This window comes from Spirosoma horti, from assembly GCF_054776595.1.
Genome location: NZ_BAAHBQ010000001.1, coordinates 537,527 through 552,727, shown reverse-complemented (window position 1 = coordinate 552,727; position 15,201 = coordinate 537,527). Strand labels below are relative to the sequence as shown.

14 protein-coding genes are annotated in these 15,201 nt (G+C 52.8%); 11 read left to right on the top strand and 3 right to left on the bottom strand.

Annotation, left to right across the window (positions count from 1 at the left end; all coding sequences use genetic code 11):
* Nucleotides 1-20 precede the first annotated feature (20 nt).
* From moaC to ACYVAM_RS02280, 11 genes are all read left to right on the top strand, one after another.
* On the top strand, nt 21-509 hold the full coding sequence (gene moaC / locus ACYVAM_RS02330) for a cyclic pyranopterin monophosphate synthase MoaC (RefSeq protein WP_461063518.1): 489 nt from the start codon (nt 21-23) through the stop codon (nt 507-509).
* Entirely contained in the window at nt 502-1,074 is a 573-nt protein-coding gene (locus ACYVAM_RS02325) for an NTP transferase domain-containing protein (protein ID WP_461063516.1), read from the top strand. Before moaC ends, ACYVAM_RS02325 begins: the two co-directional genes overlap by 8 nt.
* 42 nt (nt 1,075-1,116) lie before the next feature.
* Entirely contained in the window at nt 1,117-1,725 is a 609-nt protein-coding gene (locus tag ACYVAM_RS02320) for a DUF6992 family protein (protein WP_461063514.1), read from the top strand.
* A 62-nt stretch (nt 1,726-1,787) separates the two neighbouring features.
* Nucleotides 1,788-2,594 carry a nucleotidyltransferase domain-containing protein gene (locus ACYVAM_RS02315; protein ID WP_461063512.1) on the top strand — a complete coding sequence of 269 codons (807 nt, stop codon included), beginning with the start codon at nt 1,788-1,790 and terminating at the stop codon, nt 2,592-2,594.
* Between the two features lie 9 nt (nt 2,595-2,603).
* On the top strand, nt 2,604-3,080 hold the full coding sequence (locus ACYVAM_RS02310) for a nucleoside deaminase (protein WP_461063510.1): 477 nt from the start codon (nt 2,604-2,606) through the stop codon (nt 3,078-3,080).
* Nucleotides 3,081-3,199: 119 nt separating this feature from the next.
* Nucleotides 3,200-4,405: a DegT/DnrJ/EryC1/StrS family aminotransferase gene (locus ACYVAM_RS02305; protein ID WP_461063509.1), complete on the top strand. Its 1,206-nt coding sequence runs from the start codon at nt 3,200-3,202 to the stop codon at nt 4,403-4,405.
* A 31-nt stretch (nt 4,406-4,436) separates the two neighbouring features.
* Nucleotides 4,437-5,540, top strand: coding sequence for an iron-containing alcohol dehydrogenase family protein (locus tag ACYVAM_RS02300; RefSeq protein WP_461063507.1), 1,104 nt, complete (start codon nt 4,437-4,439; stop codon nt 5,538-5,540).
* Between the two features lie 23 nt (nt 5,541-5,563).
* On the top strand, nt 5,564-6,415 hold the full coding sequence (gene kdsA / locus ACYVAM_RS02295) for a 3-deoxy-8-phosphooctulonate synthase (RefSeq protein ID WP_461063505.1): 852 nt from the start codon (nt 5,564-5,566) through the stop codon (nt 6,413-6,415).
* Nucleotides 6,416-6,487: 72 nt separating this feature from the next.
* A complete protein-coding gene (locus ACYVAM_RS02290; RefSeq protein ID WP_461063503.1) occupies nt 6,488-7,204 on the top strand; it encodes a phosphatase in 717 nt (238 codons plus the stop codon).
* 82 nt (nt 7,205-7,286) lie between these two features.
* Nucleotides 7,287-8,042 carry a 3-deoxy-manno-octulosonate cytidylyltransferase gene (kdsB, locus tag ACYVAM_RS02285; protein ID WP_461063501.1) on the top strand — a complete coding sequence of 252 codons (756 nt, stop codon included), beginning with the start codon at nt 7,287-7,289 and terminating at the stop codon, nt 8,040-8,042.
* An 8-nt stretch (nt 8,043-8,050) separates the two neighbouring features.
* Complete coding sequence (locus ACYVAM_RS02280; protein WP_461063499.1) at nt 8,051-8,713, top strand: thiamine diphosphokinase; 663 nt, start codon at nt 8,051-8,053, stop codon at nt 8,711-8,713.
* Here the strand turns inward: ACYVAM_RS02280 and ACYVAM_RS02275 are convergent.
* The 3 genes from ACYVAM_RS02275 to ACYVAM_RS02265 form a co-directional block, all read right to left on the bottom strand.
* Nucleotides 8,710-9,837: an acyltransferase family protein gene (locus tag ACYVAM_RS02275; RefSeq protein ID WP_461063497.1), complete on the bottom strand. Its 1,128-nt coding sequence runs from the start codon at nt 9,835-9,837 to the stop codon at nt 8,710-8,712. The two genes, ACYVAM_RS02280 and ACYVAM_RS02275, sit on opposite strands and share 4 nt — an antisense overlap.
* Nucleotides 9,837-13,874, bottom strand: a complete 4,038-nt coding sequence (porU2, locus tag ACYVAM_RS02270; protein ID WP_461063495.1) for a putative type IX secretion system sortase PorU2 — start codon at nt 13,872-13,874, stop codon at nt 9,837-9,839. The genes ACYVAM_RS02275 and porU2 overlap by 1 nt, the downstream gene beginning before the upstream one ends.
* Nucleotides 13,875-14,003: 129 nt before the next feature.
* A complete protein-coding gene (locus ACYVAM_RS02265; RefSeq protein ID WP_461063493.1) occupies nt 14,004-15,197 on the bottom strand; it encodes a glycosyltransferase family 2 protein in 1,194 nt (397 codons plus the stop codon).
* Between the last annotated feature and the right edge of the window lie 4 nt (nt 15,198-15,201).

The following is a 15,201-nucleotide window of genomic DNA, read 5'->3' as shown; positions in this document are numbered from 1 at the left end:
CATAATTTATCAGTCTTTAAATGGATTCTTTTTCTCATCTCAACGCAGACGGTAATCCGGCCATGGTCGATGTGGGTGCCAAGACGGTGACGCGCCGAACGGCCCGCGCCCAGAGCATTGTTGCCCTTGGCCCCGATATTATGCAACATCTAGCCCCGTCTGGACTGGGTGGTAACGACATTGCCACCAGGAAAGGCCCCGTGTTCCAGACGGCGATCATTGCCGGAACCATGGCTGCCAAACGTACCGACGACCTGATTCCCCTTTGTCATTCGCTTGGTTTGGACAGTTGCCAGATCACCATCACGACGGAAGGAACCGACGCCATCATCGACTGCCTGGTGTCGACCGAAGGAAAAACCGGCGTGGAGATGGAAGCGCTGGTGGGGGCATCGGTGGCGGCTCTGACGATTTATGACATGTGCAAAGCCCTGTCGCACGACATCATTATCCAGGAAACGAAATTAATGGAAAAGACGGGTGGGAAACGGGACTTTCGGCGTGCCTAAGCTAAACGGCCTGATTCTGACGGGTGGGCGCAGTACCCGGATGGGGCGTGATAAGTCGACACTGATTTACCACGGAAAACCCCAGCGGGAACACCTCACTGAACTGCTGGCCCCCTATTGTGAGGCCGTTTTCTGGTCGGTCAATGCGGAACAGGCCGTTGAGCAAACGGCAACCGGTCAGCCGCTTGTTATCGACTTGTTCAACTTTCCGGGGCCGCTCAATGGCATCCTGTCGGCGTTTGCTCAGGATGCTTCTGCGGCCTGGCTCGTGGTGGCCTGTGATATGCCACTGTTAACGAGCCAGTCGCTCGACGCGCTGTTGCAGGGACGAAATCCGGCGAAACGGGCTACTGTTTTTTATGATTCGGATGGCCGGTTTCCGGAGCCGCTACTGGGCATTTATGAGCCCGCCTTTTACCCGGTTCTACAGCAGGCAATGGCCGCCGGAGACTACTCTCCGCGTCAGGCCCTCCAACAAAATGATGTTCAGCTACTGACGGTGCCCGACATCCGGGAGCTGGCCAATGTGAATGACCCCGCGACAAAGGCTCGCCTGGGCTTATAAACATCGCCCCGCACAGCCTGTTTATACCCAAAATCAGCATTTATGAACTCATTTCAAAAACTCCTTTTAACGGCTGGTTCTGTGCTGCTTGGCGGTACGGTCGTGGGGCAGCGTGTCACACCTTCCACCGAATTGCGCGACTTTAGTGAGCAACGCATCCGGCATCAGAAAACCCTCGGTCTGACCCTCGGCAGCTTTGCCCTGGCCAACATTGCGGTGGGAGCCGTAGCGGCCGGGCAGACAACGGGCGAAACCCGGTATTTTCACAAGATGAACGTGTATTGGAATCTGGTCAATCTGGGTATTGCCGGGGCTGGCTTGCTGGGTTCGCGCAAAAAGAAGGCGGATGCCGAAACGCTGGCGGATGCCGTCAGACAGCACGAAAACATGAAGCAGGTGCTGTTGATCAATGCCGGGTTAGACGTGGCTTATGTGATCGGTGGCGCGTACTTGCGGGAGCGGGCCGAGTCGCATCCCGACAAGGCCGATCAATTGCGCGGTTACGGATCGTCCATTATGGCTCAGGGTGGTTTTTTGCTGGCGTTTGATCTGGTCAACTATTTTATCTTTAAAAACAGGGGCGATAAACAGGAACGGCTGTTGCTCTCCGCCAGCGCCAACGGATTGGGGGTTGTGCTGCCTATCCGGTAAGTGTTGTTGAACTAATCGAAAAAGGCGGTCGTTCCGTACTAATTTACTACTCTCAACTGCGTATGCCGTCTCATTTACACCCGTTTCAATTAGTTATCGACAAGGCTGTTCAGGTCTGTCAGCAAGACCCTGAAGCGATTGGACTAGCCGCAGGCGGCTCGTGGATTTCGGGCGAGATCGACGCCTATTCGGATCTCGATCTGGTGTTGATTACTACCCGGCAGCTAGCGCCTGATGTTAGCCACATGCGCGATTATGCAGCCCGGTTCGGCCCATTGCTGGCGTCCTTTCGGGGCGATCATGTGGGGGAGCCCCGGTTACTGATTGCGCTCTATGAGTCGCCCTTGCTGCATGTGGATATTAAGTTTTTAACCCCGGTCGAGTTTTACGAGCGGGTTGAGAATCCGGTTGTGCTCTGGGAGCGGGATCAACTGCTAACGACCATTATCCAGCAATCGACGGCGCAGTATCCACCCGTCGATTTCCAGGCAACGGAAGATCGATTCTGGATCTGGATGCATTATGCCGCTCTGAAAGTGGGGCGGGGCGAGTATTTTGAAGCCATTGATTTTCTGGCATTCGTGCGGAATATGGTGCTGGGTCCGCTGTTACATCTGAAAAACGGTGGCTTGCCACGAGGGGTGCGCCGGGCCGAAATGGCATTCTCAGCGGTTGATTTAGGTCGATTGCGAGCAACCGTAGCGACGCCTGATCGGGAGGACCTTCTGTTGAGTTTAACCGAAGCCATGCATCTTTACGAGGAACTCCGCGATGCCCTGGCACCAGCCTCACTGCTCAAAAATAGAACGGCACAATTGGCCGTTATCCAGTATCTGGGCACTCTTAAACAAGCAACAATTTCTATTTAGTAGTAGACAATGACGAATCAGGATGATTTTTTTCTGCGCGAGGCCATTCAACTGGCCCGCGAGGGCATGACAAGCGGACAGGGTGGGCCGTTTGGTTCTGTTATTGTGCGCGATGGCGTGATCGTAGGAAAGGGATGCAACCGCGTCACCTCGACCAATGACCCGACAGCCCATGCGGAGGTCGTTGCCATTCGGGATGCCTGCCAGAATCTCGGCACGTTTCAACTGGATGGCTGTACACTCTATGCCTCCTGCGAACCTTGCCCGATGTGTCTGGGCGCTATTTATTGGGCGCGTCCCAGCCGGATTGTCTACGCAGCCTTGCACGCCGATGCCGCCGGAGCCGGTTTCGACGATCAGTTTATTTATGAGGAAATCGACAAGCCCCGCGAAGAACGCCATATTCCGATGCATCAGCTTCTTCGCGACGAAGCCAACACTGTTTTTGAGGAGTGGGTCGGGCTGGGAAAACGGATTCCCTATTAACGAATAGGCGTTTCCCGAAAATCCATGTATTCGTTCTCGGGTGAAAACCCGTACTTTTGCAGATAACTGGTCGCCAGGTAAGTCAACTTTCGGAAGCGACCCTCTAAACGGATTACGTCATGCCAGGAATGGAATTTTTCGGAGCCGCTGAGCGCACAGAAATCAACGATGTGCTCGAGACCGGCATCCTGTTTCGGTATAATCACGAAGCACAACGCAATAATATTTATAAAGCCCGTGAGTTTGAGGCCGAGGTTGCCAAACTCGTCAGGGCCAAGTATGCACATGCCGTATCGAGCGGGTCGACCGCCGTTTTGTGCGCCCTGGCTGCGGCTGGCATCGGTGCCGGCGACGAGGTAATCGTGCCGCCTTTCACCTACATTGCCACCGTTGAAGCGGTGCTTATGGTGGGGGCGTTGCCCGTTTTCGCCGACATCGACGAGACAATCTGCCTGAGTGCCGATGGCATCCGCAAGGCTATAACGCCTAAAACGAAAGCCATTTGCCTGGTCCATATGTGCGGACAAATGGCAGACATGGACGCCATTATGGCCGTCGTGAACGAATATAACCTGGTGCTGGTAGAAGATGCCGGACAGGCAATGGGGGCCAGCTACAAAGGCGTGTCAACGGGATTGTGGGGTAAAACCGGCGCGTACTCGTTTGATTTCTTCAAAATTGCCACGGCTGGCGAGGGCGGTATCATGGTCACCAACGATGAGACTGCTTACAAACATGCCGATTCCTACTCCGATCACGGCCATGACCATATCGGGAGCAACCGGGGCATGGAGCAGCACCCGGTTCTTGGGTTCAACTACCGGATCAGCGAACTGCATGCGGCAGTCGGACTGGTTCAGACGCGTCGGGTGCCCGAAATCATTCGGAATAACAACGCCCACAAACGTCAACTGATGGCTGCGTTAGGTCAGGTGCCTGGCGTATCGTTTGCCCGCATCCCTGACGAAAACGGTGATTCAGCTACATTCCTGAATCTACTTATGCCCGATACCGATACGGCGCAACGGGTTGTTGCCGAGATGAATGCGGCTGGTATAGGCGGTTTCAATTACTGGTTCACGAATATGTACCACTTCATTAATCAGTGGGACCATATCAAACAGATGCGGACCGCAGCCACCCTGCCGATTGAAAAATTTGGTGCGCCACAGGATTACAACAACCTCGATATTCCAAACGCACAGGCCACCATTGGCCGGCTGATTTCGTTTGGTATCCGGGCCACCTGGACATCCGACGAGGTCGCCACGCTGGCCACCAATGTCGAAGCGGCCATTCGCAAAGCAACTCTGGTAGAAGCGTAACTTTTTTTAGCCAGTATGGCTTGACGATACTATGGTAGTTACACCAACACAAACCACGCATAAGAATTTTAAGGGCGTCGAGAAGACGGTTTTCGGACGGGGAAGCTTCTCGCAACTCGACGAAATCCTGGTTCCGCACCGGGTCGAGAATGAACGGTACTTCGTTTTTCTGATCGATAATTACTTCAAAGGCAAACCCCTGGAAGGGCAGGTTCCGGCCCATGCAGAGGACTTGACCTATTACATCAGTGTTGAAGAGCACGAACCCACGACGGATCAGATTGACCAGCTGCGCGATGAGATCCTGGCCAAAAAAGGGTTGCCGTCGGGCGTTGTAGGCATTGGGGGCGGCAGCATCATGGATATTGCCAAAGCGCTGTCATTGATGCTTACCAACGAAGGCTCTTCGACGCTTTATCAGGGCTTGAACCTGATCAAAAAGCCGGGTGTCTACCACGTTGGCGTACCCACCATATCGGGTACCGGTGCCGAAGTATCCATGACGGCCGTCCTGACCGGACCAGTTAAAAAGCTGGGCCTCAAATGCGAATGGACGGTTTTCAACCAGATTGTACTCGACCCCGAGCTGATCGCCAGCGTACCACGTAACTGGTGGTTCTATACGGGCATGGATACGTACATCCACTGCATCGAATCGGAGAATGGCCGACTGAACAATGCGTATTCACACGCCTACGCCGAGCAGTCGATGAAGCTTTGCCGGGAGGTGTATTTAGGCCCTGACTCAGGCCAGACGCCCGAAAACGACGACAAACTCATGGTGGCATCTATGATGGGTGGCTTAAGCCTGACCTATTCCGAAGTAGGCGTTTGCCATGCGCTCAGTTATGGGTTGTCCAAGATTCTGGGAACCCGGCATTGTTATGCCAATTGTCTGATCATGAATCACCTCGCCGACTATTACCCGCAAGGCGTGGCTGAGTTTAAGGAGATGGTGGCGTATCACCAGATCGATTTGCCGCAGGGCTTATCCAACGACTGGAGCGACGACACCATTACCCAAATGGCGCATGTCTCTTATAACCTGCCCCATATGTGGCTGCACGCCATCGGCGACAACTGGCAGGAGGTGATCACCATCGACCTGCTGAAGGACTTATTCCGACGGCTGTAAATTATTATCAACTACTGACTATTATGTCTCAGAAAATTGTTCGCGTTGGCGACATCGAATGTGGGTCTGATGAGTTGTTTCTCATCTCGGGACCGTGTGTTATCGAAGACGAAAAAATTATGATGAGTGTGGCTGAGCAGCTTCGCGAAATCCAGGAGCGGCTCGGTATCAAAATCATTTATAAATCATCGTTTCAGAAAGACAACCGCTCCAGCCTGAACTATTACAATGGACCGGGCCTAAACAAAGGCATTAAAATTCTGGCGAAGGTGAAAGAGCAGTTTGGCTTTCCCCTCCTCACCGACGTGCATTACCCGGATCAGTGTGCTCCGGCTGCCGAAGTGGTCGACGTGTTGCAAATTCCGGCTTACCTCTGCATGCAAACCATGCTGGTGGTAGCTGCTGCCCAAACGGGCCGGGTCGTCAATGTGAAGCACGGCCAGTTTCTGGCACCGGAGAACATGAAACACCCGGTCAAGAAAATCGAAGATTCGGGCAATGACCAGATTATCCTGACCGAGCGGGGATATACCTTTGGCTACAATGACCTGGTGGTCGATCCACGTAGTTTCTACCACATGGCCCGCACCAATTATCCGGTTGTGTTCGACGTAACCCACGCCATCCGGAAATACGGCATCCCGTCGGCCGATGCTAAAGGGGGCGCTCGTGAGTATTTACCCGTACTGGCCCGTGCCGGTGTTGCCTCGGGTGTGGATGGTTTGTTCATCGAATCGCATACCTGCCCGTCGGAAGCACTTTGCGACGCGGCCAGCCAACTCGATATCCGCTACCTGGAAGAGTTCATGAAACCGCTTATCGAACTCCATGCGGTCGAAGTAAAATACCGCAATACACTGCCAGAACTAGCTTAATGATGTAGGCTATAGGATGTATGCCATATGGGTTGCGCATATGGCATACATCCTATAGCCTACATCCCTCTCATGGTTGACATCGAACAAACCTTCACCGCGCTTGGCGGCCAATTTGTAACCCCTGCTAATGTCCTAACCGAAAAGCTGAAAGTCGTTCGGGCTGTTGTGTTCGACTGGGATGGCGTGTTCAACGACGGTATCAAAACCGAAGCGGGCAGCAGTTCATTCAGTGAAGTCGACTCGATGGGTACCAATCTGCTTCGGTTTGGTTTCTGGCTACACCACGGTGGGCAGTTGCCAGTCGCGGCTATCATAACCGGAGTAACGAATGGGCTGGCAGATGCACTCGTGCGTCGGGAGCATTTTCATGCTTGTTATTCGCAGGCCAAGCACAAGATTGATGTATTGGCCCATTTTCTGGCCGAGCACAACCTGCAACCGCACGAGGTCGCCTTTTTCTTTGACGACGCCCTCGATTTGTCCGTTGCCGAAGTGGCCGGGGTCCGGATTATGGTTCGTCGGAATGCTAACCCACTCTTTACAAATTACGTCGTTCGAAATGGTCTCGTCGACTATGTAACCGGTAGTCAAAGCGGGCAGTTTGCCGTGCGGGAAGGGTGTGAACTGATGCTGGGCCTGCTGGGCCAGTTCGATACGGTCATGGATGAGCGACTTCGCTACAAGCCTGTTTATGATCGCTATTATCAGCAACGGCAGGCAGTTGAGTCAAGTTACTGGACTGTGGGGGTGAATGGCCCCGAACGCAAACTCATCGAATTCGTCTAAATCAGCCCCCAAGCCGGTCAGCGCATCGATTCGACCTTAAAAACGCCGTTAACCCCCGGTTGCCTTTCAACCCCTGTTACCTATGATTATCGGAATAATTCCCGCCCGTTACGGCTCCTCTCGTTTTCCTGGCAAACCGCTGGCCGACATTGGCGGAAAAAGCATGATTCAGCGGGTGCTCGAACAGGCTAGTCAGGCGACATCGTTAGCGAAAGTTATCGTCGCCACGGATGATGAGCGCATTGCCGAAGCCGTGCGCCGAATCGGTTTTGAAGCCATTATGACCCGTACCGACCACCCCAGTGGCACCGACCGGTGCTGGGAAGCTTACGATCGGCTGAAAGCGGATGGTTTGATCACGGGAAGTCCATCGGATTATATTCTTAATATTCAGGGTGATGAACCCTTCATCGACCCCGCTCAGATCGATGAACTGGCTTCTATTCTGGACGGTACCATCGAACTGGCCACCCAAATGGCAACGGTCGACTCAGCCGCGATGTTGCACGATCCGAAGGAAGCGAAGATCGTTATCAACGAGCAAAACGAAGCTTTGTACTTCAGCCGGTCGGCGGTGCCATATCTATGGGGTGTAGAGCCGGAACGCTGGCATGAACAACATGCGTATCACCGCCATGTTGGGCTGTATGCGTATCGGGCGGATGTGCTTGCAAAAATTACGCAGTTACCGCCCTCACCTCTCGAACGGGTTGAATCGCTGGAGCAACTGCGCTGGCTGGAAGCGGGCTTCCGGATCAAGCTTGTTGCTACGACTTACCAGACGCCAAGCGTGGATAGCCCCGGCGATATTGAAAAAATACTAAAAAGCGGCCTGTAACTATCCTCATGTCATCGCATCACATTGTTCGGGAGAAACAGGAACCCGCCCTGCTCATTGCCAACGGTGAAGCCTGTTCGGAAGAACTGATAGGCCAGCTTTTGGAGTGGAGCCCAACCGTTGTGGTGCTCGATAGTGCCATCTGGCGCGTATTCGATTTGGGCATCAAAGTCGATGTACTACTTGGCGACTTCGACAGGAATCTTGACCTCGACAATATTCGGGCACAGCAGTACCCACTCGACGTTGTGCACGCACCTGATCAGGACAAAACCGATCTGGATAAAGGCATCGAATACCTGATTGAACAGGGGTATTCAGCCGTCAACATCATTTGGGCAACCGGTCGCCGGGCGGATCATACACTGACGAATATGACCAATATTGTCCGGTATAAAGACCAGATTCGGATCGTGATGATCGATGATCATTCCAAAATCTTTCCATTGGTTGGGCGGTTCGAGAAGTGGTACGAAGCTGGAACGCCTATTTCCCTGATACCCGTTGGCACGGTGACGGGTTTTACCTCAGAGGGGCTGAAGTACAATCTTCAGGAAGCTACATTGAAACTAGGCTATTTCACGAGCAGCAGTAACGAAGCTGCCGAGGATGGCTTTGTCCGTATCGAAGCAAGATCGGGTGATTTGTTGATTATGGAATGTTGGGATTAACGACTGACTTGATCTTTACTGGTTCGTAGCCATTGGTACAGCGGCTTCTCAATGAAGCTATAAAGTCCGTGGGCAATCAACACCAGCAGGCCGAATAACAGGCAGCGATTGGTGATACCTGCTCTTTGTAGTCCATGTGCCACGACGCCAATGTGAATCAGGTAGAAAGCATAGGAGCTTCGGCCTAAAGCCTGTAGTAATGAATGGGAAAGTAGTTGGCGAAGGCCAGCGTTTGACGAGATTAATCCCAGAAGAAAAAGGCTGATACCGATCGGTAAGATAAAGTTATAAACGGCGATTTCACTACCGATGAGCACGATGCGAGTAGCGGCAAACAAGGATATGCCCGTTTGCCAGAGAACGCAACTGCTTATAATAAGCAGGCCAATTCTCATGGCGTAAGGGATATAGAAGAATCGGTTTTGCTGCCACCGATGGGCCAGCCACATACCCAGAACAAATTCGAACGACCGGCCAAAAAACGTATAAAAAAACAGAAAGGGTACCTGCCTGTGTAGAGCCTCCCTGTAATCAAGGCTCCCGGCAAGATATGTACTGGTTGCCCGGATCAATAACCCCGAACCAATCAGCCAGACGGTTAGGGGTAAGGGACCCCACCGTTTTAAGGCGACAAAGAGCAAGGGAGCTAGCAGGTAAAAACAGACCTCGACCGTCAAACTCCAGCTCTGGGCAATACCACTGGAGGCATACGTTTCGGAAAACCCTTGCAGCAGCATGAAGTCCAGAATGACCACTGGTAAAGGCATTGGATGGCCCATTTGCGCCTTAACACTGACCGTGAGTAGTAGAAGCAGGGCATACAAGGGAAAAATTCGGGCAAAACGATTTTGCAGATACCTGCGCCAGGACCAGTTAATACGCCCTAGGTAATCGTCGGCATACCGGTGATGGATCAGAAATCCACTCAGCACGAAAAAAAACGACACACCGATGTACCCCTGATGGAAAAGCCGATTCGCGAACGCGCCGACCGGGCTGGGATTATAATGATGCAGAAAGACGAGATAAGCCGCTATGGCCCGCAGGCCCGTAAAGGCGGGGATATAGGTAGCCGTTTGGCGGCTCTGTTCCACGGACGCAGTCGGTATGAGCTTGGTCTGCATCAGCGATTCAGGATGAGCCGACCATTTAGTTTTTTCGATACCTCATCGCCCACGGGCCAGTCAACCCCATCAGCCGTAGTAATCGTCAATGTGTATAGATAGACTCCGGGTGGTAGCTGTCTACCCGCATCATCCCGACCATCCCAGGGCCACTCGTTCAGACCCACGCGGGCTGGTCGTATGAATTGCCGCACCGGGTGTCCGGAAAGGTTAGTGATGGTGAGTATTACGTTTTCTGGAGCCTGATCGCCGGTTAGCTGAAAGGTGAAGAGTACCTGCTCCTGGAAAGGATTTGGGTAAATGGTGAGTTGGGTAAGTTTTCGGTCATTCACCACCCGAAAGCTCACCTGGTATGGCACCGCCCGATTGCCGATCAGGTCCCTGGCTGTCACGAGAAGCTGGTAAGTTCCTTCACTTAATGTCGGCGATGGGTAGCGTAAACGGAATACATTGTCGGGGGCTGTGGGCTGGCTAACGGAATTGCGCCAGCTTAGCCGTTCAAAGGCTGTATTAGTTCCGGGCCGTTGCAGGTATAAATCCAGGCCAGTTGTATCCCGACGTATCAGGGCGCGGTTGTCGTCGGCAACCAGCATATCGATTACGGGTTGAGCGGACACAACAGCACCGTCAGCGATGCGGGCCCCATCAAAAGCGACCTCAAGTACCGGGCCTAGTTGGTCAGGTTGAACGCGTAGCGAGAAATCGAGGGTATTGTTTAGAAACGAGTATTCGGGTTGAAGGCGTGGGTTAACGGTTAATATAACCCGGTTGATGCCGGGTAGTTTCTCCGTATCGATGGCTGTAGTCAATCGGAGGGTATCGCCGGTAACCGGTGCTTTTACTGCCCACGTTTTTTCCTGTGCATTGGCTAAACCAGCCGCATAAATCACTTGCCTGACCATCAATGAATCGGAAAACGGAACCGGGCTCAGGTTAGTAAAGTATGCGCGGATCGGAAAGACATCCCCTTGTCGGACATCGACCGGCAGCGGAGCTGCCAGCCAAAGCTGGCCTTCTGGTAGGCCAGTGGTCGTGCTGTTGGGGGCGTATACAAATGAGCCGGTTACCCAGGCCGTTGGGTTGCTTTGGGTTGCGCTATCGACCTTGTTCGCTAAACGGACGCGCCAGTAATACGACGTATTAGGCCGGTCTGGTAAAACGGTCGGATAGCTGATCCGTGTGGTGGCCGTGATGCGCTGCCGGAGCCTAAAGGGGCTGTTAAACTGAGCCGTGCTGTCGAGTTCGAGGTCGAACACATGGGTACCTTCGGTCAGGTATTGGGCCGTCAGCTGGACAGCTGTTTGCCTGATGAGTGTGTTGAGTGCGGGGAAGATCAGAACCGGTTTCTGGCCGGAAATCGTTAGTTCGGCACTGGCCTGATTGTTGGCATGATCAGCTTCGGTCTGGCCAATGGGTGAATCCGCCGGGTTGATCGTTACCTCAAACTGGTTTTGCCCTTCGGCGTCGCGCTCGTTTGGAAACGACAGGCTGAGCGTGTCCCGGCAAGCAATCGGTGATGCACGCAGATTAAACACACCTGATTCTCGTCCATTAATAAATCGGCGCACCCGCACCGGAATCAGTCCACGCCAGTATTGCCCGTTGTTCTGAACGATGGCCTTAATCTGTACCGAATCGCTCAGGCTCGTGAGTGGTTTTTGGTCCGTACCGGCGATTGTCAGGCCACCAGCCGTTAACACATAGTCGGGCGTATGGAAGGGGAATAAGCGAATTGCCGGGTCGCCCTGCAAGACCATTTGCTGGCAATTCGCTACCGCTCGTCCATCTGTCGATTGAGCCAGAACACGCCGGATGGTTTCCTGCTGGAGCTGACCAATGGACTGATGCAGTTGTAAGCTATCGGCCAACAGACTATAAAAGGTGGTGCTGTAGGTATGCATCACATCCGCGTAGCCAAGATGACTATGCGCAATGGCTGCAATAGCGCCCCGGCCGGGTGCCAGGACCCAATCGGTCGCCAGCGTTGGCCGACCGTAGAAGAAATTTCCAATGGCACAGCCGTTGATGAGCAACACGGGATACTTGCCTTTATTGCGATAGCCGAGGGCGTCATTGGAACAGAAACCAATATCCAGGTCTGTAATGTCAAGACCCGAGTGCCCGAAGAACGTAATGAGTCCAACGCCGTTATTAACGGGCGTTACGACCTGAATGGGTTCAACCAGCCTGTCCGTCCCTTTTGACAGAATCGTTACCTGTGCTCCCAGCGATTGAGCGCTGGCCTGGGATCGGTAGCCCTCGACCAATCGGCGTAATAAATCCTGTTCGCCCGGCGTCTGACCACCACTCAAATGGAGTAGATGCTTGCGCCAGCTTAGATCCGTGTCGGGATGTTCGTAGTCCTTAACTTTAGCCAGGTAATTAAGAACGTCCTGGGGTGTTCCGGCATTGATGCGCCCTGTTGGAATAGCCGGTACGTTCTCCGGAAGTCCGTTCAACCCTGCCGAAAACACAACGTCGGAACCTGGAAAACCGGCCGTCATCACCATGTCGAGCATTGACTGATCCGGGTTTCGCCGAATACCAGGGGTACTGCGGGACTGTCCGATCAGCAGCAGATAGGCGAGCGAACCTTTGTCCTGGCGAATTAACTGCGTCAAAAATCGGCGAATGGCAAGGGGGTGGCGCTCGCCATAGCTGTACTGATCGAACAGTTGCTGCATCGTTACCGTCAGGGTATCGTAGCCACCGCCCAGTACCGAGGCCCGGTAAGCAGCATACGCCCGAACCGCATTGGACGACGTTGCCACGGGCTTATATAAGGATTCGTGACTGATAATCAGGTAGGTTGGTTTGTAGTTGTTCCAGTTCGTGAAGGTGACCCGGCGAATGGTCGATACCGATAGAGGCTGACTGGCAGACAGAATTGTCTTCGCTACCGTAGCGCCCTGAATACGTAATTGCGTTGACCCGCCCGCCAGGCTCGTTGCCCTGATTTGACCAGGGGCGTTCGGGTCGGTAATATCCCAGAAACGGGTGTTGGCTGGTGCATCCGGAATCACAAGCAGTGAGCGATTCATTCCTGCGTTTGGCTCAAGCCGGAACAGGTGAGACCCCTGCCCATTGGCCGTGAAGGACTGCGGGTAGCGAAGTTGGATATAGGATACAGAGTAATTGTCAACAGTATTGTTCTCGCCCCGCGAAACAGTTGAAAGAAACAGAGTACCATCTGGACCAATATCCGACCAGTTTATGGGTTGTTGGATACGTACATTGTCATAGGTCGAAAAGCGAACGGAGTCGAGCAGGCGCATCTGGTCGGGTCGTGGACCAATAAAACAGTCGACCTGGTGGTTGGTGTAATCGCGGCCCGTGAACAGGATGTCGATCTGTGGTGATGGCCCGGAGGGAACGGCACTCGTGAGCAGAAATTTAATGGTGTAAGGCTTTCCCTTTAGTTGAACAACGCCCGTATAGCCTTCGCCCGCTTCGTAAAAACTGTACTCGATTTTTGGTGCAATGCCGGCCGCCCAGCCGGGGTAATTCTCCGTGAATACCCGTAGGTCTTCTGCCCAGTGGTAAGGGGCGGGATGTAGGTCGTCATGGGTTGTATCCGCATAGGCGGTCATTCGTCTACCGGGCTTACCGTTCGCCTGCCAGGTTAGAAAATAGGCCGTTGTATCGCTGAAAAGACTGTAGAAGCGGTGAGGTTGGGCACGGATTGGATGATACAGCAGCGAATCCGGCACACCATCGTTGCTTCGCCCGTAGAATTCCAGATAGTCATCCGTATCCAGACGATGGTCTGCTTCACCGGACAAGAAAATAGCCTGCTCGACTCCCCGGTGAAAAAGCTGGATGGTTGTTGGGTCAATTTCCTGAAGCGGAACGCCCGCCTGTTGCAGGTCGCGGGTAGTAATTCGGTAGATACCGGCTTTGGCAATCGGAATTTTGTAGTACGATTGCGAATAATTCAACCACAGAGTCGGGTCAGGATCCGATGTCGATTGTCCCTGCGTAACCAATGGAAGGGACACGGACAAGCTGATAAGCAGAGCGGTAAATCGGTATGGCATAGGGAGAACGTATTCCCCTTAGACGCACGGTACCCACAAGAAGTATCGGACTTGTGGCTCAACCCGATTAGTTAATTGCTTTGGAATAAATAAGCGCCGAATCAATTAACCCAGTGGAACGGTGTAACACTAATCAGTTGTTTCGGCGTGTGGCGTGTGTAGAAATACTTTGCTGGCTTGCTTGAAGTTAAGCAAAGCCCGGAACATGCCGAAAATCAACGAAGGGAGAACGAAGAAGTCATGGATCGATAATTTTTTCCACAGCACTGTTGGAATAGACACCACCAGGCATAAAACCATCATAGCAAACATACCCAGGGCGAACAACTGAAAGGGTAGGCTACCTGTAAATAAACTCACAAATGCCATTAAGAGAAGGGCACACAATAAAATGGATCGTGGCAGCAGCAGCGATCTAAAAAAGGCGTTAAACGCCTGCCAGTTGCCTTTCCGCAATTGCTGAAAACCTACTTTGTAATAGGCTTTTATGAAATACAATTGAGCGGCAATCCAGCGTGTACGCTGTTTATTGAACACGGCTACATTTTGTACTTTTTCGTCGTAAATGACCGCATCCTGTAAGTAGCCAACCCGAACATGGTTGATAGTCAGAAGCATTTCGAGTTCTTTATCATAGCCGCCCACCGTCTGGATCTGGTTCATGATCCGCTTCATCAGGTTGGTCTCAAAGGCCATGCCCGAGCCAATGCACATGGCCGAAAGTCCCAGCGCGCGCTGCCCTGCCCGAAAGAGATTGTTATTCACTTCTTCGTTCATGGCGTCAAAAATTGCCACGCTCTTATTTGTGTTTTTAGCTTTGCGGTGCCCCTGAACGGCCAGCCAGCCTTGCCCAAAGGCGTAATTGATTCGTTCCAGAAAGTCAGTGGCCATATGGTTATCCGCGTCCGAAATCACGACGAAATCATAGGTATTTTCAGGAAGCGCATTGAGGGCATAAGTAACGGATTTTTGGACCGTCGATTGCTCGAAATACACCTCTAATACCTTAATCGGGTAATGCGAAAGTTTTTCCAGCGTTTCGGGTAGGAATGAATCGGCAATCACGACTAAATCGTATAAAGCAGAAGGATAGCTCTGTTTCAAGTTAGCCGCCACTGACCCCAGAATGACGGCATCCTCCTTGTAGGCTGGAATCAGGACGGCAATTCGCCGTTGAACGTCATCAGCCTTGGGTGAGTAAACATCACTTTGGCAACCCAATCGGCCCGCTATTGCTGAAACGAACAGGTAGCTAACGTTAAGCGCCAGATAACCAGCGAGTAAGAATCCGATAAAGTAGATAAAGTAAAAGAATAGAGCCATTGGG